The sequence below is a fragment of the Stenotrophomonas rhizophila genome (genome assembly GCF_003651185.1).
Classification (GTDB): Bacteria; Pseudomonadota; Gammaproteobacteria; order Xanthomonadales; family Xanthomonadaceae; genus Stenotrophomonas; species Stenotrophomonas maltophilia_Z.
The window spans coordinates 904,636-924,972 of record NZ_RCDC01000004.1 but is presented as its reverse complement, the minus strand read 5'-3'; the positions used below and the strand labels follow the sequence as shown (position 1 = coordinate 924,972).

Below are 20,337 nucleotides of genomic sequence, written 5' to 3'. Positions count from 1 at the left end.
CGCGCGACGGGTGGACCTCGCCCGGCCCGGCAGGCAAAGTGCGCTTCAAGGGGATGCCGGGTACCGGGGAATGAGGGATCGAATGCAGCAGACTCCATTACAACCCACCGGTACCGCCACGCGGCGTCGGTGCAGCCGCTGGCTGTTCGTCCTGGCAGCGCTGGCGTGCGCCCCGCTCATGGCGGTGGCGCAGACCGCTACCGCGCCCGTTGATTCCGCAACGCGGGATCCCGACCGCCCCCGCACCTGCCTGGTCCTTGGCGGTGGCGGTGCCCGCGGCGCGGCCCATATCGGCGTGCTCAAGGTGCTCGAGCGCGAGCGCGTACCGATCGACTGCATCGTCGGCACCTCGATGGGCGCGGTGGTCGGCGGCTTGTATGCCTCCGGCTACACGGCCGACGAGATCGAGGCGGTGCTGGACCGGATCGACTGGACCGAGGTGCTGCGCGACAAACCGCCACGCGATGAGCGCAGCATGCGCCGCAAGGAAGATGACCTGCGCCTGCTCGGCGGCGTCGAAGTAGGCCTGAGCAACGGCAAGATCGCGTTCCCGCAGGGGCTGATCCAGGGCCAGAAGCTGGAGATGCTGCTGCGCCGCCTGCTGCTGCCGACCTGGCAGGTGCGCGACTTCGATCATCTGCCGATTCCGTTCCGGGCCATCGCCACCGATATCGTCAGCGGCGAGAAGGTGGTGTTCGCACAGGGCGATCTGGCCTTGGCCATCCGCGCGAGCATGTCGGTGCCGGGCGTGTTCGCGCCGGTGCGCTATGAGGACCATCTGCTGGTCGATGGTGGGGTGGTCGACAACGTGCCGATCGATGAAGCGCGGCGGCTGGGCGCGCAGCGGCTGATCGTGTCGCGGGTCGGCTCGCCGCTGATGACCGAAGCGCAGCTGGATTCACCCTTGGCGATCAGCCACCAGATGGCCAGCGTGCTGATGCAGCGCGAAGTACTGGCGCAGCTGGCCACGCTCGGCCCCCAGGATCTGCTGATCACACCACCGCTGGGGGATATGGGCAGCCAGGATTTCAACCGCTCACCACAGGCGGTCGGCGTCGGTGAGCAGGCCACGCAGGCCGAGGTCGCGGCAGTTCGTCGCTTCCAGGTGGATCACACCCGCTACGCCGCCTTCCAGCGCCAGCATCGGCCGCCGGCATATGAAGCGCCGATCGTGGCCTTCATCGATGTGCTGCGCGATAAGACACGTACCGCGCGCTATATCGAGCAGCGCCTGAAGCCGGAGGTCGGCCAGCCGCTGGCGCCGGACCGCGTGGAGCAGAACGTGGCCACGGCCTACGGCGAAGGCCGCTACCAGCAGGTGCAGTGGCGGCTGGAAGAGCGCGACGGGCAACAGGGCCTGGTGCTTGCACCGCAGGACAAACGTTGGGGTCCGGATTTCCTGCATTTCGCGCTGCGCCTGTCCGATGATTTCGACGGCAGCAGCAACTACCAGCTCATCACCGAGCTGACCCGTACCGGCCTCAGCGAGCAGGGCGCGGAGCTGAAACTGCGCGTGGGGCTGGGCGAAGTCGAAGAGGCCTTCGCCGAGTACTACCGGCCGTTCGGCAGCAGTGGCCGGCATGCGCTGTCCACCTATGCCAAGTACCGCGCCACCGATCTGGACCTGGCCCTGATGCGCGGCGGCGCACTCGCCGAGTTCCGCTACAGCCAGTGGCTGGGCGGGCTACGCTGGGCATATTCGCCACATCCGGATTGGGAAATCGCGCTGTTCGGCGAGCGTGGCCGTGAGCGCCTGCGCCTGGACGTCGGCAACCCGACCGAGCTGGGCAATTACCGCGCGGACATGGGCAGCCTCGGTTGGCAGCTTCGGCACGATTCGATCGACAGTTCGGCTTTCCCGAGTCGCGGCCAGCGCCTGTCGCTCACGCGCCAGCACTATCTCGATGCACTGGGCGCCGACAATTCGGCGGCGGTCACGCGGGTGCAGTGGGATGGGGCATGGGCGCACGGTCACAACCGCTGGCTGGGGGGCCTGCGCGCCTCCTCCGCACACGGTGGCGATGATCTGCTGGCCACCTACGGTTTCCTGGGTGGGTTGGGAAATCTGTCCGGCTATCCGGAAGAATCCATCTTCGCGCCACAGACCGCGCTGGCGAGAGTGGTGTACTACCGCCGCGTCGCGCACGCGGATTCGCTGCTGACCATCCCGTTGTATGTCGGCGGCAGTGTGGAGTGGGGCGGATTCTGGCAGCGCCGCGAGGATGTCAGCCTGGATGGCATGCAGACCGCAGGCAGCCTGTTCGTCGGTGCCGATACGTTCCTGGGACCGGTGTTCCTCGGCTACGGCCGCGCGCAGGGTGGGCACACTTCGTTCTATCTGACCTTTGGCTCACTGCTGCGGACGCTGGATGGGTTCTGATGGGTTCTGCGCTTTATCCTGTGCAGCCATGTTGTTGGTGTGATGCCGATGAAATCGATGTTCCTGGCCGTGGTGCTCCTGCTGTCTGCCGGCCACGTGCATGCCGCTGATGCACCGTCGCTGCCCGCAGCGTGGACGCAGATCGGCATCACCGTCGGCATGCCATACGCGCAGGCCAAGGCGCTGCTCATCAAGGCCGGATGGCTCGCATCCGCGCCCGACAACGAGGGCACGCCCGTCTTTGCCGCGCATCCGGAGGTGGATTGCGGGCAGGGCTGGGACGCGATCTGCTCGGCAGGCTTCCATCGCAGAAACGAGGCTTACGGGTTGGTGCTCACACCGACCGATGACGACAAACTGCTGGTGCAGGGCGTCTTCTGAATGGAGTGACACGGATGTCCAGACCTCACGTAGTGGTGTTCGATTTCGACTTGACGCTGACCGGATGGGAGACCGCAAGCCGGTTCTTCAAAACGCTGCTGCGACGCCAGCCGTGGCGGATCGCCGGTGTGGTGCTGGCGCTGCCGGTGCTGGTTCCGCTTTGGGCGCTGCCGCACACGCGGCGGCTGCCCGTCCGCTTCGCGGTCTGGATGGCCACGTTCGGACGTAGCGGTGAGGCACTGGCTGCGCTTGCGGTCGCGCATGCCGACGAGGTGTTTGGCGGACCGGAGCCGGTGTTCCTGACGCAGGGCGTGGAACGGCTGCGCGACCATCTCGCGCAGGGCGACCAGGTGGTCATCGCCACGGGGTGTTGGGAGCCGCTGGCGCAGGCGCTGCTCGAACGCGAGGGTCTGCAGGACGTCCCATTGGTCGCCTCCACCCTGCGCCCCTGCCTGGGAGGGTGGGTCAGCGAGCGGCATTGCCTGGGTGAGAACAAGATTCCGATGCTGGCCGAGCGCGGTTATCCGCCGCCGTGGCGCGTCGCCTACACCGACCACTGCGCCGATCTGCCGCTGTTGCGCAACAGCGCGCAGTGGTATCTGGTCAGCCCGGGGGAGGAGTGCCTGCGCCTGATCGAACAGACAATGATGACCAAGGCGCAGATCCTTCCCTGGCGCGACGCCTGAGCGCTCCTGTCACTGCGCGACCAGCGCGAGCCTCAGTCCTCTTTCATCGCCACTTCCGCCGCAAGCAACGCCTGCGCGGCCGTGCTCAGTTCCGGCGAAGGCACGATGGGCGCGCCGATGGCCTCCATCATCTGATCGGTGGAGACGAACCGGCGATGCCGGCGGTCGTAGATGCCGGTGATCAGCAGGGCACGCGTGGCGACCTTTTCCTCGTCGCCGATCAGCACCCGCTGCTCCATGATGATGCGCGTGCCGACCCAGCCGGCCAGCCGCGTCTCCAGCACGAAGCGCTGGAACGGCTTGAGCTCGCGCCGGAACTGGATGCTGCCGCCACTGACGATCGGGGCCCACTTCGAGCGCCATGCCACCCGGCCCAGGCCCATGCGGAATACCAGATCGAGCCGGCCCAGGTCGAAGATCGTCCAATAGCGGCCGTTGGTCATGTGCAGGTTGCTGTCGATGTCGTTGGGCAGCACCCGGAAGCTCAGTCGCGACACGGCCAGCGGGGCGGTGAGTTTGGCTCGGAACGGCGAGGACAGCAGCAGGAACAGCAGGCGGAACCAGAGATTCATGGGCGTGGGTGCTCATCTATAACAGTCGTCATAATTCAAATACGCTAATCTATGACACTCGTCTTAGCAAGGAGTCCGGCCCATGAGCGCACGTCATTCCGATGCACCGCAGCGCGTTGTGGCTGCAGCCGCGGAAATGCTGGCCACCTACGGACTCAATGCCTCCAGCGTCCGCGAGGTCGCCAGGCGCGCGCAGGCGCCGTTCGGTTCTACGTATCACCACTTCCCGGGCGGCAAGCAGCAGGTGCTGGCCGAAGCCACGACATTGGCGGGTGCCAAGGTGGATGCGCTGCTCGATACCTGCCTGCAGGGAGCGGCCCCCGAGGGGCTGCACCTGTTCCTGGCCGCGTGGCGCGAGCGCTTGATCCGTTCGGATTTCCACGTGGGCTGCCCGGTGCTCGCGGCGGCGGTCGAAGAGCCGATCGACGATGCCCCCGACGATGCACGGCGGGCCGCGGCCGAGGTATTCGCGCGCTGGGAAGCCCGGCTGACCGAAGCGCTGAGCCGCGGTGGTCGCTCGCCCGAGCAGGCCAATGGCATTGCCACCATGATCATCGCCAGCATCGAAGGCGCGGTGGCGATGAGCCGGGCCACGCGTGACATCGGCCCGTTCGATCGCGTCGCAGCGCAGCTTGTTTCCCTGGTCGCCGATCGCTGAGACTGTCGGCCTGCCGCAACCGGAGTGCCGCGCTTTGACCGCCTTGATCCGTTCCGCCGTGTTTGCCGCGACGCTTGCCGCGTGCGCCCTGCATCCGAGTGCGCACGCGCAGGAATCGCCTGCGACCCATCCGCTGTATCGGGTGCCTGCCGACCAGGCGACGCCCGCGCAGGTCACAGAGATGCAGCAGCGCCTGCTGGACTGGCCGCAGCTTCAGCGCTACCGCGGCGAGAACGCCGCATTGGCACCCGTCGCGCCGGGGACCAAGCGCGTGGTGTTCTACGGTGACTCGATCACCGAAGGCTGGGGGCCAACCGGCAGTGAGCGTTTCTTCCCGGGCAAGCCCTACGTCAACCGCGGCATCTCCGGGCAGACCACGGCGCAGATGCTGCTGCGCTTCCAGCAGGATGTCATCGCCCTGAAGCCGGCGGTGGTGGTCATCCTCGCCGGCACCAACGACATCGCGGGCAACACCGGGCCGACCACGCAGGCGATGATCGAAGACAATCTGCACGCGATGGTGGAACTGGCGCAGGCGCACAACATCCGCATCGTGCTGGCGTCTGTCCTGCCGGTCAGCGACTACCCGTGGCAACCCGGCGTGCAGCCTGCGGGCAAGGTGACGGCGCTCAACCGGGCATTGCGTGCGTATGCGGAGCAGCAGGGGCTGGTCTATCTGGATTACCACACCGCCATGACCAACAAAGACGGCGGCCTCGACCCGCAACTGGCCGCCGATGGCGTGCATCCCACGCCGGCAGGTTATGCGCGGATGGTACCGTTGGCCGAAGCGGCGATCGCGCGGGCGCAGGCGCGTTGACGATGAACAATCCCTACTCGGTGGCGGTACGAGCCTCGCTCCCGCCTGCCTCGCGCGGCTACGGCCTGCTGGCGGTGGGTGTGCTGAGCAGTGGCTTGACCGCGATCGTGATGACCGCCATCGGGTTCTTTGTGGTGCCGCAGTTCCAGGAGGTGTTCACCAGTTTCGGCGTGGCGCTGCCGTGGCTCACGCGCGCGCTGATCCACGGGTATGGCTGGGCCTGGATCGCGCCGGTGCTGGTGGTGCTGCAGTGGTTTCGCGGCCCGGGCGGCCTGTATCGCCCCCATCTGGCGGCCGTGCTGGGCGTGCTGGCGATGCTGGGCGGTGCGCTGGTGACTGTGTTCGGGCTGTATATGCCGATGTTCCAGATCGGCGCGGTGGTGTGAGGCACCGCGCCGTCCGCAGCGCTCAATCGAAGCGCCAACGCACCCCGGCGTACACACCACGCCCATCACCGGGCGTCGAGCGCGCGACATCCTTGCCCGCGTCGTCGTAGCCCGGCGTGACCGTGGCGGCGTAGTGGCGGTCGGTGAGATTGCGCAGCTCCGCCCAGGCCTGCCAGCGGCCACCGGGGGCGTCGTAACCGATGCGGGTGCCGAAGATGACGTGACTATCAGCGGCCATGCTGTTGGCATAGTCGACGAACATTTTCGACGCGTACTCGGTGTTCAGCCCGGCGTAGAAGCCGGCCGGGTGGTCGTAGCGCAGTTCGGCCTGGTAGTAGTGGCGCGGCAGGCCGGGCAGGCGATTGCTGCCGAAGCGCGCATCATCGCGGTAGCGGAAGTCGCTGAAGGTGTAAGCCTGGCGCAACGACAGCCGCCCGCCGACGCCTTGCCACAGCGCACTGTCCAGACCAGCTTCGATGCCGCGGTGCACGGTCGGGCTGGCGTTGGATTCGGCGATGAACAGGTTCGGCACCGGCTGCACTTCCACGGTGAGCAGTTCGTGGTTGAGGCAAGCGTAATAGCTGGTCAGCTCCCAGCGGCCGAGTGCGCTGTCGCCGCGTGCGCCGAGTTCCAGCGTGGTCGCGGTCTGGTTGTCCAGGTTCACCGGCGCGCGCTGGCGGCCCGTGGAGGCACCGTTGCCGGCGGCGAAATACTTGTTCGAGCCCCAGATCATCGACCACGGATGCGCAGGTTCCACCGAGCGGCTCAGGTTGCCGAACCACTGCGTCTGCGGCGTCTGCTGCCAAGTGAAACCCAGCCGCGGCGCGTAATCCCACTGGCGCTCGGACAGTTTCTCCGCCGTCGCCGGCCAGGTGACCTGCACATCGCGCCGGGTGTGGATCAACGCCATGCCGGTCTGCAGGCGCAGCGTGTCGCTCAGCGCCAGATCATTGCCGATGTGCAGCACGCTGTCGGTGCCGTAATGCTCAACGTCGCGGGTGTGCGTGCCGGCGGCGTAGCCGTTGCTGGCAAAGCGCAGGGTCTCGCGCACGTTGGCATCCAGATCGTGGGTGACGCGCAGGCCGATCGTGGTCACGCTGTCATGCCCGAACAGCGCGTGCCGGCGGCGGTAGTCCAGCGTGCCGTTGAGGTTGGCGTACTCCAGCTGCTGGCGGTACAGGCTCTCGTTCAAGTCCATCGGGTACTTGTGATAGACGAGGCCGGCCTGCAGCGACGAATCTTCATCGATCGTGTAGGTAGTGGTGTTGCCCACCCAGGTGCTGCCCGGCTGCGGGCGGCGCGCATCGATGGCCACGTTGGCCGGGTTGGCGGCGCGGGGATCGTTGCGGATCTGCGCGCGGGTCAGGCGCCCCGGGGTTTCGTGATCGGTCTCGCGGTAGCGCAGGAAGAAGCGCGTCTCCAGATCCGGCGTGAGCTGCCAGCCTAGGTTGGCCACCGCACCCTTGCCCTTGCCGGCAGCGTGCTGCTGATAGCCGTCGTACTCGCTGTCGGTGTAGGCGATGAAGTAATCGACCGCGTCCCGCACGCCACCCAGGCTGATCCCGCGCTTCTGGTAGCCGCGTGCGCCAGCTTCGTAGTGCAGCTCCAGCCCGGGCGTATCGCGGCCACTGCGGGTGATGTAGTTGACCGCACCGCCCAAGGCCAGCGCGCCGCGCTCGAACCCGTTGGCGCCGCGCAGGACCTCGACGCGGCTCAGCCACAGCGGCTCCAGCAGCTCGTAAGGCGTGCCACCCGGGCCGGTCAGCGGCAGACCATCCAGCGAGACCGACAGGCCGGAGGCATGCGCACCCGGCGCGCGGTTGAGGCCCGAGCCGCGGATGGAGACCTTGACGCCTTCATTGCCGGCGCTCTGCGCGCTGATGCCGGGCTGGTAGGCGAGTACATCGGCCGTGCCGGCGATGCGGCCCTGGCCGACCTGCGCCAGATCCACCACGTTGCCTGCACCGGGGACCCGGTCGAGCGCGCGGCGCGCCGCCTCGGTGGCGTCGGCGGCGGTGACGTTCACCGCATCCAGGGTGACCGCCTGACCGGCGGGCGCGGCATGGGCGATGTCGGTGGCGGCAAGGCTGGCCAGCAAGGCAGCGGCGAGCAGGGATGGGGCAGGGGCGATGGAGCGATTCGGGAGGGCAGTCATTCGTGCGCGGTATCAGTGCGGACAGCGCCCACGTCGCCGTGGCACCCTGTCAACTTCATGTGGGGCGCGCAAGTTAACAGGATGTTGCGAGTTCGTCACCCTTGTGGGGCGTATGGGTGACGAACGCCGACGGCGGGATGTCCGTAGTGCCGGCCGCTGGCCGGCTCGCCAGGATCTACGCGATCCCGTCGCGTGAGAACCATGATTGCGTGGTTGCCGGCCAGCGGCCGGCACTACCGGGCCGCTGCCAGGGCTTTCGACTTGGCGTACAGCTGTTTGGCCTGCTTCGTGTCCCCCATCGCGGAGTAGGTCTCCGCCAAGCTGTCCCAGGCATTGGGCGAGCGTGGGAACAGCGTGGTGTTGAGGGTGAAGATGTGCACGGCGGTGGCGTGGCCCAGGTTCTCGGCCACCGCGTAGCCAACGCGGTTGATGTCCTGCTCCAGCATCGGCTGACCACTGCGCCCGGTAGTGATGAGCCACTGGTTCAACGCGGTTGTGCGTGCGACCGTCTGGGGCTCCAGTGCGTAGGTGATCAGCCTTTCCGACAGGGCCTCGCCAGGGAACTGCATCGGGGCCACCACTGCCATGGTGCTGTCCACCAGCGTGCGCGACCACACATTCTTCGCACTGCCGTTGGTGAGGTAGAGGAAGCTGTAGGTATCCCCGCCCAAGTCGTCCAGGAAGGCAATCCGTGCACGTACCCGCGTGCCACCGTCATGCCCCACCAAGCGGTACTCGCCGCTTTCTTCGAATTCCCAACCCGTGGAGAAGCCGCTGCGTCGTCCGTTGCTCAGCAGCTGTGGCTGCCACAGCTGCTGCAGCGTGGCACGACTCACCAGCTCACCGCGGGTCAGGGCCAGCAGGAAGCGGTCCAGATCACCGACGGTGGTATGCAGTGCGGCATGCCCGTAGGCATAGGATGGCCAGGAGATGTCGTCTTCGCGCTGCAGGGCGCCTTGTTTGCCGATGTAGGCGATGGCATTGTCGTGCGACACATCCGTTGCCGGGCCCAGCGAGGTGTGCGTCATCGACAGCGGACTCAGCACGCGGTCTTGGACGATCTGCGCATAGGGCTGCTGGTACTGCGCTTCCAGCAGCGCGGTGAGGACCAGATAGTTTGTCTGCGTATACCGATTGGCAGTGCCCGGCGTGAACTGCAGTGGCGTGCCGGTGAGTGCCTTGAACACCTCCGCTGCCGTGGCCGGGAACCGGTTGCCCTGCGAGGTGATCACCTCACCTTCCCGATACTGGAAATACTCGGGAACACCGGACGCATGGTTGAGGAACTGCCTTACGGTGATCACCTGCCAGGCCTCGGGCAGATCGGGAAGATAGCGGCTGGCCGGTGCATCCAGCTCGACCCTGCCGGCCTCCACCCGTTGCATGACCAGAGCGCTGACCAGCAGTTTGGCCAGGGAGTAAGTGTTGAACACCGTCTCGGGTATCACCGGTTGGTGCGTGGTGAGGTCGGCCTCTCCGGCGACGGCCTGCGCAAGCAGCGTGCCGTTGTGCCGTATCAGCACTGCCTGGCCGGCGATGCCATAGCGAGCTGCGTTTGTGTGGAGTTGCCGGGTGATCCGGGCGTCTAACTCCGCGGCGCGCACGGTGCCGGACGGCGTCGATACCGCGAGCAGCAGGACCGCGACAAAGGCGAAACGATGCATTGCGGGCATCCGCGTGGGTGAGCCCGCACAGTAGGAACCGCTGGCACCCCGGTCAATGCGGCGGAAGTCACCCCCGGTCGTGAAAGGCCCCTATCGTCGGCCGGGGCCCACCCATATCAGCCCAGAATCCCAGGCAGATCCAGCCCCTTGTCCTTCGCGCAGTCCACCGCGATCTCATACCCCGCATCCGCACGCCGCATCACACCCGTGGCCGGGTCGTTCCACGGCATGCGCGCGATGCGCTTGGCCGCCGCTTCGGTGCCGTCGCAGACGATGACCATCCCGAATGCTGCGAGAAGCCCATGCCGACGCCGCCCTGGTGCAGCGAGGCCCATATGGCCCCGCTTGCGCTCTAACTATCGTCAGAACTCAACCTCGCCAGCGGGATCGGTCTTGGGAGCCTCGATCAACAAGTGCATGAACCTGCGCGTCATCTTCTCGACAGGTGCCGAATCAATCGACGCGATAGTTTTATGTAAATGGTCGGAATGGAGCTTCAAGCGACCAATTGATAGGGCTACAAGGAATTCCAGTGCGGCTTCTCCATGCTCCGTATTCATCCTCGAAATGAGTCGAACGATAAGCTGCGCGATGAAGTCGCTAGAAGAATAGTCGCTACGATAGTCAAGCTCAGATGGATAAGCGCATCGGAGTATGGCGCCCTGGATGACTCCGTCGTTGTAACGAGCGAAGTTCTCCGGATCCAAAAGGATATGGCGGAATGTTGGGGACGAAAGTCTGTTGTCCTCCGATATCCTTTTATCCTCTCGGGCGCGCTGAAGAATTCCGGCGATAGTCACTATCACCTCTGCATGATAGGCCTTCGGCTCATACTTTTTTGGATGCCAGAATGCAAATCCTGTACGCAGTTTCATGCTTGTATCCGCCAAATTGCCAAACGGCATCAGGGCTCGCTTGCCTGTGTATGACGAGGTTCCGAGCTCTTGGATTCGAGTGGACAGTTCGCCTGGCGGCGCGGCATCGCATAGCTCTGTGGACCTATAGAGATCCACCTCTTTCTTAAATGAATGCCATAGCTGTGATCCCGTAGCGATTGATGCATACATTGCGTAATCATAGTGATACGGCTCGCGGAATCTCAGATTGTTCCGAAGTGTTGCGATCTCTTCTCGAGTGTCAGTCACCTGAAATCCGACCATGTAAAGTCTTGGTCCATCATGTAAATCCCGTAACGCTCTGCTAACTTGAAGTAAGTCTGACCCTCTCCCAACAACCGCAGCGCAAATCAATATAGCGGAGGTCTTCTCGATGTTTTCTTTTCTGACAAGGTGGGCGGGAATGCAGATGGGCCGCAATCCTGACAACTGATCGCATTGCGCGGCGAGCTCGTCGGCAAACGCTGCGGATGATGGATCATTCTGATGAATGATATGGCGGCAGTTAGCTCTCAGAAGCTGTGGGAGCGTTCGCTTCACCCACTTAGTAAAGTCGGCCGCCTTGATCAAATTTTGACCATTGACATTGACCGTCCTTTGCATGCCGGACGAAATGCGGTCTGGCGTGTAGACATCAAATACTTGTTCATCGCGAAGACCAAACACCTCGCCGACATCTATCCTGTGCGCCTCATACCTGAGTAGCACCTTTTTCGGGGTTTCGAGTGCTGGAATGAAGCTCTCGCCATAGATCTTGATGCAGAGTTCTTGCGGCCCCTCAGAATCTCCTGATCTTCCAATATCTAGTGCGAAAAGTGCGCGGTCCGGGTTCCTTGCGGAAGTCTGGGTGACCAGTGTGATGACCTCGCTAGGTGAAACTCCTTTGTCCCTCAACCATCTGTCCTGAAGAGACATTGATGATGACGCAGAAATCAGACAGAGCGAGCTCATTGGCATAGGGTTGGAGATGTTCTCCATGCCATCATATGAATGAAAGCTGCTTATGCGAATCGTCTGTTCTGATCCTCCCATCTGGAGGAGCTCTCGCAGAGCAAATGCAACTGGAGAAATAGCCATCGTGTCGACGTAAATAACCGTCAAGACTCGCGCGTACTCCTGATTTCCGTCGAAAATCTTCTTGAGAATTGAAAAGGCAACAAATGACACTCTCGGCGAAGTGCTTAGTGCAAATTCAGGTTTCAGGAAGGTCGTCGAAGACTCGCCAGAAGGCTTGAGAAATGCGTGGCCGGGTGGCGCGCGGTGGATGACTAGCTCAGGTGAGAAAACTTGAGCAAGGCCGTCACGCACCCATGAACGGTCCCTGATGGTTTGAGCTAGATGCGGCGGCATCGTCGACTCCGGGAACACGACCTCGGCAACATCTTTCCCGAGGCTCAGTGGACTCAGGGCCAGGTAAATCAGTGGAGTGTGATTGGCAAGGCGCTCTTTGACACTTTCAGCTTCGCTCTCTGCATTCGATTCCCGGAGCTTCGCTAGTGTGGTAGTCGGGTCTAAGTCAGGCCCCACTATGACAATTGCGTCAGGCGCAACCGGGGTGTTGAACGCGCCAAAGGAAATGGCATTCAGTTGAAACGAGAAAAGCCCGGCGTTCGGGCTAAAGACGAATGCGTAATGGCCGCCGTGACTTGCTGGCACGGAGAAGTAGTAGAAATCCGCTGGCGCGTCCATGCGTTATTTGATCCTAAACCATATCGTGAAAGACGTTCCGCTGATGAGGGGTAGTTCCTCATTAGAGAATCGCTGATAGGGATGAAACTCGTCGGAATCCACTAGTGAAAAATCTTGGTAGAGGCTTGTCCTTCCTGTCCGGACAGTCATAAAGGCGTTAAGCCTATTGAGTGCTCTAAGGACAGTTGGAAGGCCTTGTCCACGGACGACGCTTGAACGAGTGGTCGCCTGCTTCTTAAAACAGGTCTTTACTGCCTCAAGTTCTTCCTCCAACTCAAAATCGTCGTACGTTTTTGCGTCGCTAATCCTTGATAGCCAACTTAGGCCCATGCCGGGGCCGGTATCGAATACGCTCATCTCGAGAAGAGTTGCGTTATCTTCAGATTCGAATGATCCATGTAGAGGGAGTGTGGCCAAATAGAATCTTAGTGCGTTGTCTTCGCCGGCGTCGCGAGCTACGTCTGGCGCGGACACCATGCTGGTGAGCTGCATGTGTATGCCTCGCATGCCCTGGCGCAGCCGATTTCCGTAAGCGTCGATTGAGCCATGCTCGTCTGCATTCAGGAATAGTTCGTGTACCAAGGTGTTGAGGTAATTCTCCGCGCCCTCTGTGAGAAAGCTCTCATCTCTCTCTGGATCAAGACTGTTGAGCATTCTGCGAAAAGCGATCAAAAATTCTGATCGTGACCGAACTGTGCGTGGTTCTGATGCTGAGTACACAGAGGGTAGGAATTCATTCTTCGATCCCATGAGAAAGCACAGGGACGCAGATTTTTTCTGGTCAAGTGTCTTGTAGTTCTGTGATCTCATGGCCAGCAATCGCGGCACGAGCGTCTGGCGGAGATCTCGTCGGGAAATTACTGTATCTGAAAGTGCGGCGCTGTTCGCAAAGTACAATGCGGCCATGCCATGTAGCGTCTCAGCGAGGCGGCGCCGGCTTGGCTCTGTCGCAAGCGCCTCATCTTTAACCTGTATTGAAAGATCTTGGTCGGTGTCGATGGATAGCTGAGATAAGACTTGAACTGCCTGTGCGGCACTTCCTAAGCCGCCATCAAGATATAGCTGGGCAGGCAACGTCAGCTCTTGATCTTGATGTGTTCTTGCATTTTGCAAGAACGCTTCCAAGTGAAACGCTAAGGAGTTTTCCGGAAAGTTCAGCATGGTGATCCATCAACGTTGAACGATGAGACTTGCCGCCACATGGGCGGCGCGAGGTCTTCCCAGAAACATTAGACAGGCAACTGGTTCTAAAAGCGACCAAATTGAGGACGTCAGAGCGTACGTTTGGCGGAGTCATTCCAGCCGGCGGCGCACCGTCCTGCAGCGGGTGCGTACCGTTCCTCCGCGCGCACTCAAAGAATCCCAGGCAGATCCAGCCCCTTTTCCTTCGCGCAGTCCACCGCGATCGCATACCCCGCGTCGGCATGCCGCATCACGCCCGTGGCCGGGTCGTTCCACAGCACGCGGGCGATGCGCTTGGCCGCCGCGTCGGTGCCATCGCAGACGATGACCATGCCCGAGTGCTGCGAGAAGCCCATGCCGACGCCGCCGCCATGGTGCAGCGAGACCCAGGTGGCGCCACTGGCGGTGTTGAGCAGGGCGTTGAGCAGCGGCCAGTCGGAGACGGCATCCGAGCCGTCCTGCATGGCTTCGGTTTCGCGGTTCGGCGAGGCGACGCTGCCCGAATCCAGGTGATCGCGGCCGATCACCACCGGCGCCTTCAGTTCGCCATTGGCGACCATCTCGTTGAAGGCCAGACCGAGTCGATCACGATCGCCCAGGCCGACCCAGCAGATGCGCGCGGGCATGCCCTGGAACTTGATCTTCTCGGCGGCCATGTCCAGCCAGCGGTGCAGGTGCGGGTTGTCCGGGATCAGTTCCTTGACCTTGGCGTCGGTCTTGGCGATGTCCTCCGGATCGCCGCTCAGCGCGGCCCAGCGGAACGGGCCGATGCCGCGGCAGAACAGCGGGCGGATGTAGGCGGGCACGAAGCCGGGGAAGTCGAAGGCATCTTCCACGCCTTCTTCCAGCGCCATCTGGCGCAGGTTGTTGCCGTAATCCACGGTCGGTACGCCGAGCGAGTGGAAGCCGAGCATGGCGCGGATGTGGTTGGCCATCGATTCGCGCGCGGCCGCTTCCACTTCCTTCGGCGCGGAGACGCGCTTGTCGTCCCATTCTTCCACCGTCCAGCCCTGCGGCAGGTAACCGTTGACCGGGTCGTGCGCGGAGGTCTGGTCGGTCAGCAGGTCCGGCTTCACGCCGCGGATCAGCAGCTCGTCCAGCACGTCGGCGACGTTGCCGAGCAGGCCGACCGAGAGCGGCTTCTTGGCGGTGCACGACTCTTCGATCAGGCGCAGCGCTTCGTCGAGGTCGTCGGTCCAGGTGTCCAGATACCCGGTACGCAGGCGCATCTCGATGCTGCTCTTGCGGCATTCCACCGCCAGGCACGAGGCGCCGGCCATCACCGCAGCCAGCGGCTGTGCGCCGCCCATGCCGCCCAGCCCACCGGTGAACAGCCACTTGCCGGCCAGGCTGCCGTTGTAGTGCTGGCGGCCCATCTCCACGAAGGTCTCGTAAGTGCCCTGCACGATGCCCTGGGCGCCGATGTAGATCCAGCTGCCGGCGGTCATCTGGCCGTACATGGCCAGGCCCTTCTTATCGAGCTCGTTGAAGTGGTCCCAGTTGGCCCAGCGCGGCACCAGGTTGGAGTTGGCGATCAGCACGCGCGGGGCATCCACATGGGTGCGGAACACGCCGACCGGCTTGCCCGACTGCACCAGCAGGGTCTGGTCATCTTCGAGCCGCTGCAGGGTCTCGATGATCTTGTCGTAGCTCTCCCAGTCGCGCGCGGCGCGGCCGATGCCGCCGTAGACCACCAGCTCCTGCGGGCGCTCGGCCACGTCCGGGTGCAGGTTGTTCATCAGCATGCGCAGCGGGGCTTCGGTCAGCCAGCTCTTGCAGGTCAGCGTGGTGCCGGTCGGGGCGAGGATGGTGCGGGTGGAATCGAGACGGGTCATGCAGCACTCCGGGACGTAGCGAAGTCGAGACAGGCATCGAGCACCTGCTGCAGCGTGGCGCGCAGCGGGGCGGCGTGATCGGGATCCAATGGCGTGGGCCAGCTGTGCTCATCCACGGCCTCGGGCTCGTGCATGTAGCCGCGGCAGGCCAGCTCCATCTGCAGCGTGTGCACGCCGCCGGGGATGTCGCTGTAATGGCGGGTGATGTAGCCGCCCTTGAAGCGGCCGTTGCGCACATGGCTCATGCCGCTCATCGCGCACAGATTGTCGACCACGTCGGTCAACGCGTTGTCGCAGGTGGTATCGCCGTTGGTGCCGAGGTTGAACTGTGGCAGCTGGCCATCGAACAGGTGCGGGATGTGCGAGCGGATCGAGTGCGCGTCGTACACCACCACGGTGCCGTGCCGGGCACGCAGTCGCGCGACCTCCGCCGCGAGGGCGTCGTGGTAAGGCGCGAACCAGGTATCGCGGCGGCGCGCGATCTCCGCCTCGTCCGGGCCGTGGCCATCGCGGTACAGCGGCTGGTTGTCGAAGGTGGTCAGCGGGCACAGGCCGGTGGTGTTCTGGCCCGGGTACAGCGAGGTGCCGCTGGGGTCGCGGTTGACGTCGATGACCGAGCGCGACACCGCGGTGCGCACCGTGGTGGCGCCCATCTGCTGCGCGAAGGCGTACAGCTCATGCACCCACCAGTCGGCGTCGCGGCGGGCCAGCCACGGCGAGACGAACTGCGCGGCCAGTGCATCGGGCAGCTCGGTGCCCGTGTGCGGGAAGCTGACGATCAACGGCACATCGCCGCGGTGGATCTGCAGCCAATCCGGTTGGGAAGTCATGCCAGCGGCTCCAGTGGCGGCAGGATGTCGTCCAGCCCGGCAGCCAGCACGCCACTGCGCACCAGGTCGGTCGCGGCCACCATGTCCGGGTGGAAGTAACGGTCGTCTTCCAGCGTCGGCACCTGCGCGCGCAGGCGCTGGCGTACGGCTTCCAGTGCATCGCTGGAGCGCAGCGGGGCATGGAAATCGCAGCCCTGTGCAGCGGCCAGCAGCTCGATGCCGATCACGTTGGCGGCGTTCTCGGCCATCGCCATCAGGCGGCGCGCACCGTGTGCGGCCATCGAGACGTGGTCTTCCTGGTTGGCCGAGGTCGGGATCGAGTCGACGCTGGCCGGATAGGCGCGCTGCTTGTTTTCCGAGACCAGCGCCGCGGCGGTGACCTGCGGAATCATGAAGCCGGAATTCAAGCCGGGCTTCGGGGTGAGGAAGGCGGGCAGGCCGGACAGGGCCGGGTCGACCAGCATCGCGGTGCGGCGCTCGCTGATCGAGCCGATCTCGCACACGGCCATCGCCAGCATGTCCGCCGCGAAAGCGACCGGCTCGGCGTGGAAGTTGCCACCGCTCAGCGCCTCGTTGGTATCGGTGAATACCAGCGGATTGTCGGAGACACCGTTGGCTTCGATCGCCAGCGTGGTGGCGGCCTGGCGCATCACGTCGAACGCGGCGCCCATCACCTGCGGCTGGCAGCGCAGGCAGTACGGATCCTGCACGCGCACGTCGTTGTCGCGGTGCGATTCGCGGATCGCCGAGCCCTGCATCAGGGTACGCAGCGCGGCGGCGGTGGCGATCTGTCCGCGCTGGCCGCGGATGCTGTGGATGCGCGGGTCGAACGGGGTGTCCGAACCCTTGGCCGCTTCCACCGAGAGCGCGCCGGTGACCAACGCCGCGCGGAACACGGTGTCGATCGCGAACAGACCGGCCAGTGCATAGGCGGTGGAGTACTGGGTGCCGTTGAGCAGGGCCAGGCCTTCCTTCGCGCCCAGCACCAGCGGGGCCAGGCCGACCTTGGCCAGCGCCTCGGCCGCCGGCAGGCGCTCGCCCGCCACGAAGGCTTCGCCGACGCCGATCATCACGCTCGCCAGGTGCGAGAGCGGGGCCAGATCGCCGGAGGCGCCGACCGAGCCCTGGCACGGAATCACCGGAATGAAGTCGTGCTGCAGGAAGGCTTCCAGCAGGGCCAGCGTCTGCGGGCGGATGCCCGAGGCGCCCTGGGCCAGGCTGGCCAGTTTCAACGCCATCATCAGGCGCACCACCGGCGCCGGCATCGGCTCGCCGACGCCGGCGGCATGCGAAAGCACGATATTGCGCTGCAGGGTTTCCAGATCGTCGCGCTCGATGCGCACGCTGGCCAGCTTGCCGAAGCCGGTATTGATGCCGTACACCGGCGCGCCCTTGGCGACGATGTCGGCCACGGTCTGCGCACTGCGCAGCACGGCCGCGGCCGAGGTCGGGTCCAGCCGCACCCGCGCGCCGTCATGGATCGCGCGCCATTGCGCCAACGTGACGGCGCCGGGGTGCAGGGTCAGGGTAGTGCTCATGAAATCTCCAGACATCACTAGATTCAGACGGGTTGGCCGCGCATCACGCGGCTGTGCAGAGGGTTGAAACCCATGCGGTAGACGAGGTCGGCAGGCGCCTCGATGTCCCACAGGGCGAGGTTGCAGTCCAGGCCGACGGCGAGCCGGCCGATCCGGTCCTGGCGGCCAAGGGCGCGCGCCGCTTCACGGGTGAAGCCGGCGATGCACTCCGCCACGGTCATGCGGAACAGGGTGGCGGCCATGTTCATCGCCAGCAGCGGGCTGGTCAGCGGCGAGGTGCCGGGATTGGAATCGGTGGCCAGCGCCAGCGGCACGCCGGCGGCGCGCAGTGCGGCGATCGGGGGTAGGGTGGTATCGCGGGTGAAATAGAACGCGCCCGGCAGCAGCACGGCCACGGTACCGGCGCTGCGCATGGCGTCGATGCCGTCGGCGTCGAGGTGTTCGATATGGTCGGCCGACAGTGCGCCGTGACGTGCCGCCAGGGCGGCACCGTGCTGGTTGCTGAGCTGCTCGGCATGGATCTTGATCGCCAGCCCGTGCTGCTGCGCGGCGAGGAAGACCTGCTCGGCCTGTGCGGCGCTGAAGGCGATGTTCTCGCAGAACACGTCCACCGCCTCGGCCAGCCCGGCCGCCGCGACGGCCGGAATCATGACGTTGCAGACCTCGTCGATGTATTCCTGCGCCTGCCGGCCCGGCGGGATCGCGTGCGCGCCGAGGAAGGTCGGCACGATCTCGACCGCGCGCTGCCGCCCCAGTTCGCGCGCGACCGTCAGCTGCTTGGTCTCGTCGGCCAGGGTCAGCCCGTAGCCGGATTTGATCTCGAGCGTGGTGATGCCTTCGGCCAGCATGGCATCGAGCCGGGACAGGCTGGCGGCGAGCAGGTCGGCCTCGCTGGCGGCGCGGGTGGCACGCACGGTGGAGACGATGCCGCCGCCGGCGCGGGCGATGTCGGCATAGCTCACGCCCTGCAGGCGCTGTTCGAACTCCCCGGCACGGTTGCCGGCATAGACCAGGTGGGTGTGGCAGTCGATCAGACCGGGGCTGATCCAGCGCCCGGCGCAGTCGATGCGCTGGGCGGGCTGCAGGTGATCGGCAGAACCGGCCGCACCGACATGCATGATGCGCCCATCGGTCGCGGCGATCACGCCATTCTCGATCACGCCCAGGCCCGGGCCGTCGACGGTGATCAGGTTGGCGTGGTACCAGAGGGTGTCACAGTGCATGGCAGCAACCACATCGGTGTATATGTCTATACAATATAGACGCCTCTTCCGGGATGTCCAGTGATGCCAGCCACCCCCGCACCGATCCTTCGTTTCCACGCTGCCCGCGCGCTGCTGCCACACGGCTGGGCGCGCGATGTGCGCATCCTCAGCCAGGGTGGCACGCTCCTCGAGGTGACCGAAGGTGTGTCGGCCGAGCCGGGCGATACCGCGCTGGCGATCGCGTTGCCGGGCCTGGGCAACCTGCACAGCCACGCCTTCCAGCGCGGGATGGCCGGGCTGACCGAGATCGGCGGCAACAGCGGCGACAGCTTCTGGAGCTGGCGCGAGCTGATGTACCGCTTCCTGGCGCATCTGCAGCCCGAGGCGATGCAGGCGATCGCGGAGCAGGCCTATGTGGAGATGCTGGAATCGGGCTTCACCCGGGTCGGCGAGTTCCATTATCTGCACCACGGCCCGGACGGCGCGCCGTATGCCAACCGTGCCGAAATGGCCGAGCGCATCGCCGCCGCCGCCCGCTCCAGCGGGATCGGCCTGACCCTGCTGCCGGTGTTCTACGCGCATGCCGATTTCGGTGGCGCCGCGCCGAACCCGGCCCAGCGCCGTTTGATCCACGACGTGGACGGCTTTGCCGCGCTGCTGCAGGGCTGCACGCGCGCGCTGCAGGACCAGGACGATGCGGTGCTCGGTTTCGCCCCGCACAGCCTGCGCGCGGTGACCGGCGAGGAACTGTCCGCGCTGCTGCCGCTCAACACCGGACCCGTCCACATCCACATCGCCGAACAGACCCGCGAGGTCGATGCCTGCGTCGCCTGGAGCGGCATGCGGCCGGTGCAGTGGCTGTACGAACACGCGCCGGTGGATGCGCGCTGGTGCCTGGTGCATGCCACCCACATCACCGAGGTGGAGATGCAGCAGATCGTCGCCAGCCGTGCGGTGGCCGGGCTGTGCCCGATCACCGAGGCGAACCTGGGCGACGGTCTGTTCCCGATGCAGGCCTTCGCGCGTGCCGGCGGCCGGTTCGGCGTGGGCTCGGATTCCAACGTGCTGATCGACGCCGCCGAAGAGCTGCGCCTGCTCGAGTACGGCCAGCGCCTGCAACTGCGCGGGCGCAACGTGCTGGCCCCGGGCGATGGGCAGTCCACCGGCCGCTGGCTGTACGAACAGTCGTTGAACGGTGCTGCGCAGGCCCTGGGCGTGACCACCGGACTGCAGGCAGGCGCACCGGCCGACATCGTCGAACTCGATCCGGACCACCCGGCGCTGATCGCCCGCGACGGTGATGCCTTGCTTGACAGCTGGGTGTTCGCCGCACGTAATGGCGCCGTGCGATCGGTGTGGCGCCAAGGGCGCCAGTGGGTCCGTGACGGTCGCCACCCGCAACGCGAGGCGGTGGCCGCACGGTTCGCCGCGGCACTTCGACCGTTGTTGAGGGTCTGATC

Annotated in this window: 16 protein-coding genes and 1 pseudogene; 7 read left to right on the top strand and 10 right to left on the bottom strand. The window is 65.0% G+C overall.

Annotation, left to right across the window (positions count from 1 at the left end; all coding sequences use genetic code 11):
- The first annotated feature begins 82 nt into the window (after window positions 1-82).
- Genes BCL79_RS04205 through BCL79_RS04195 form a run of 3 tightly spaced genes read left to right on the top strand, consistent with a single transcriptional unit; the run spans window position 83 to window position 3,447 of the window.
- Window positions 83-2,380 (top strand): patatin-like phospholipase family protein, encoded by a 2,298-nt coding sequence (locus BCL79_RS04205; RefSeq protein ID WP_183073671.1) that lies wholly within the window; start codon window positions 83-85, stop codon window positions 2,378-2,380.
- 48 nt (window positions 2,381-2,428) lie between these two features.
- Complete coding sequence (locus tag BCL79_RS04200; protein ID WP_147433857.1) at window positions 2,429-2,761, top strand: hypothetical protein; 333 nt, start codon at window positions 2,429-2,431, stop codon at window positions 2,759-2,761.
- Between the two features lie 14 nt (window positions 2,762-2,775).
- Window positions 2,776-3,447, top strand: coding sequence for an HAD family hydrolase (locus BCL79_RS04195; RefSeq protein ID WP_121037800.1), 672 nt, complete (start codon window positions 2,776-2,778; stop codon window positions 3,445-3,447).
- 32 nt (window positions 3,448-3,479) lie between these two features.
- Here BCL79_RS04195 and BCL79_RS04190 read toward each other — a convergent pair whose 3' ends face one another.
- Window positions 3,480-4,019: an acyl-CoA thioesterase gene (locus BCL79_RS04190; protein ID WP_121037797.1), complete on the bottom strand. Its 540-nt coding sequence runs from the start codon at window positions 4,017-4,019 to the stop codon at window positions 3,480-3,482.
- An 82-nt stretch (window positions 4,020-4,101) separates the two neighbouring features.
- On the opposite strand from BCL79_RS04190, the gene BCL79_RS04185 reads away from it, so the two are divergent.
- From BCL79_RS04185 to BCL79_RS04175, 3 genes are read left to right on the top strand one after another with little or no spacing between them, the layout of a single operon-like run.
- A complete protein-coding gene (locus BCL79_RS04185; protein WP_121037794.1) occupies window positions 4,102-4,677 on the top strand; it encodes a TetR/AcrR family transcriptional regulator in 576 nt (191 codons plus the stop codon).
- A gap of 34 nt (window positions 4,678-4,711) precedes the next feature.
- Window positions 4,712-5,497, top strand: coding sequence for an SGNH/GDSL hydrolase family protein (locus BCL79_RS04180; RefSeq protein WP_428999397.1), 786 nt, complete (start codon window positions 4,712-4,714; stop codon window positions 5,495-5,497).
- A gap of 2 nt (window positions 5,498-5,499) precedes the next feature.
- Window positions 5,500-5,883 (top strand): hypothetical protein, encoded by a 384-nt coding sequence (locus BCL79_RS04175; protein ID WP_121037791.1) that lies wholly within the window; start codon window positions 5,500-5,502, stop codon window positions 5,881-5,883.
- Between the two features lie 22 nt (window positions 5,884-5,905).
- Here the strand turns inward: BCL79_RS04175 and BCL79_RS04170 are convergent, their stop codons facing one another.
- The 9 genes and pseudogenes from BCL79_RS04170 to hutI all read right to left on the bottom strand — a co-directional run bounded on the left by BCL79_RS04170 (window position 5,906) and on the right by hutI (window position 18,895).
- Window positions 5,906-8,038 (bottom strand): TonB-dependent receptor family protein, encoded by a 2,133-nt coding sequence (locus BCL79_RS04170; RefSeq protein ID WP_121037787.1) that lies wholly within the window; start codon window positions 8,036-8,038, stop codon window positions 5,906-5,908.
- Window positions 8,039-8,271: 233 nt separating this feature from the next.
- The gene (locus tag BCL79_RS04165) at window positions 8,272-9,702 is read right to left on the bottom strand and encodes a serine hydrolase domain-containing protein (protein WP_121037784.1); all 1,431 of its coding nucleotides are present in this window, start codon (window positions 9,700-9,702) and stop codon (window positions 8,272-8,274) included.
- Window positions 9,703-9,818: 116 nt separating this feature from the next.
- Window positions 9,819-10,054, bottom strand: a pseudogene (locus tag BCL79_RS04160) (urocanate hydratase); the annotation flags it as partial.
- Between the two features lie 10 nt (window positions 10,055-10,064).
- The gene (locus BCL79_RS20060; protein WP_147433856.1) at window positions 10,065-12,287 is read right to left on the bottom strand and encodes a hypothetical protein; all 2,223 of its coding nucleotides are present in this window, start codon (window positions 12,285-12,287) and stop codon (window positions 10,065-10,067) included.
- Between the two features lie 3 nt (window positions 12,288-12,290).
- Complete coding sequence (locus BCL79_RS20055; protein ID WP_147433855.1) at window positions 12,291-13,448, bottom strand: hypothetical protein; 1,158 nt, start codon at window positions 13,446-13,448, stop codon at window positions 12,291-12,293.
- 191 nt (window positions 13,449-13,639) lie between these two features.
- A complete protein-coding gene (gene hutU / locus BCL79_RS04140; RefSeq protein ID WP_121037771.1) occupies window positions 13,640-15,304 on the bottom strand; it encodes a urocanate hydratase in 1,665 nt (554 codons plus the stop codon).
- Complete coding sequence (hutG, locus tag BCL79_RS04135; RefSeq protein WP_121037768.1) at window positions 15,301-16,134, bottom strand: N-formylglutamate deformylase; 834 nt, start codon at window positions 16,132-16,134, stop codon at window positions 15,301-15,303. The genes hutU and hutG overlap by 4 nt, the downstream gene beginning before the upstream one ends.
- Window positions 16,131-17,672 (bottom strand): histidine ammonia-lyase, encoded by a 1,542-nt coding sequence (hutH, locus tag BCL79_RS04130; RefSeq protein ID WP_121037765.1) that lies wholly within the window; start codon window positions 17,670-17,672, stop codon window positions 16,131-16,133. The genes hutG and hutH overlap by 4 nt, the downstream gene beginning before the upstream one ends.
- Window positions 17,673-17,695: 23 nt before the next feature.
- Window positions 17,696-18,895: an imidazolonepropionase gene (gene hutI, locus BCL79_RS04125; protein ID WP_121041124.1), complete on the bottom strand. Its 1,200-nt coding sequence runs from the start codon at window positions 18,893-18,895 to the stop codon at window positions 17,696-17,698.
- Window positions 18,896-18,958: 63 nt separating this feature from the next.
- Between hutI and BCL79_RS04120 the strand changes: the two genes are divergently transcribed.
- The gene (locus BCL79_RS04120; protein ID WP_121037762.1) at window positions 18,959-20,335 is read left to right on the top strand and encodes a formimidoylglutamate deiminase; all 1,377 of its coding nucleotides are present in this window, start codon (window positions 18,959-18,961) and stop codon (window positions 20,333-20,335) included.
- Window positions 20,336-20,337 lie beyond the last annotated feature (2 nt).

Bases quoted from the DNA above. Each gene is read 5' to 3' on its own strand.
- BCL79_RS04205 (WP_183073671.1), top strand. From the start codon at position 83: ATGCAGCAGACTCCATTACAACCCACCGGTACCGCCACGCGGCGTCGG.
- BCL79_RS04200 (WP_147433857.1), top strand. From the start codon at position 2,429: ATGAAATCGATGTTCCTGGCCGTGGTGCTCCTGCTGTCTGCCGGCCAC.
- BCL79_RS04195 (WP_121037800.1), top strand. From the start codon at position 2,776: ATGTCCAGACCTCACGTAGTGGTGTTCGATTTCGACTTGACGCTGACC.
- BCL79_RS04190 (WP_121037797.1), bottom strand. From the start codon at position 4,019: ATGAATCTCTGGTTCCGCCTGCTGTTCCTGCTGCTGTCCTCGCCGTTC.
- BCL79_RS04185 (WP_121037794.1), top strand. From the start codon at position 4,102: ATGAGCGCACGTCATTCCGATGCACCGCAGCGCGTTGTGGCTGCAGCC.
- BCL79_RS04175 (WP_121037791.1), top strand. From the start codon at position 5,500: ATGAACAATCCCTACTCGGTGGCGGTACGAGCCTCGCTCCCGCCTGCC.
- BCL79_RS04170 (WP_121037787.1), bottom strand. From the start codon at position 8,038: ATGACTGCCCTCCCGAATCGCTCCATCGCCCCTGCCCCATCCCTGCTC.
- BCL79_RS04165 (WP_121037784.1), bottom strand. From the start codon at position 9,702: ATGCATCGTTTCGCCTTTGTCGCGGTCCTGCTGCTCGCGGTATCGACG.
- BCL79_RS20060 (WP_147433856.1), bottom strand. From the start codon at position 12,287: ATGGACGCGCCAGCGGATTTCTACTACTTCTCCGTGCCAGCAAGTCAC.
- BCL79_RS20055 (WP_147433855.1), bottom strand. From the start codon at position 13,448: ATGCTGAACTTTCCGGAAAACTCCTTAGCGTTTCACTTGGAAGCGTTC.
- hutU (WP_121037771.1), bottom strand. From the start codon at position 15,304: ATGACCCGTCTCGATTCCACCCGCACCATCCTCGCCCCGACCGGCACC.
- hutG (WP_121037768.1), bottom strand. From the start codon at position 16,134: ATGACTTCCCAACCGGATTGGCTGCAGATCCACCGCGGCGATGTGCCG.
- hutH (WP_121037765.1), bottom strand. From the start codon at position 17,672: ATGAGCACTACCCTGACCCTGCACCCCGGCGCCGTCACGTTGGCGCAA.
- hutI (WP_121041124.1), bottom strand. From the start codon at position 18,895: ATGCACTGTGACACCCTCTGGTACCACGCCAACCTGATCACCGTCGAC.
- BCL79_RS04120 (WP_121037762.1), top strand. From the start codon at position 18,959: ATGCCAGCCACCCCCGCACCGATCCTTCGTTTCCACGCTGCCCGCGCG.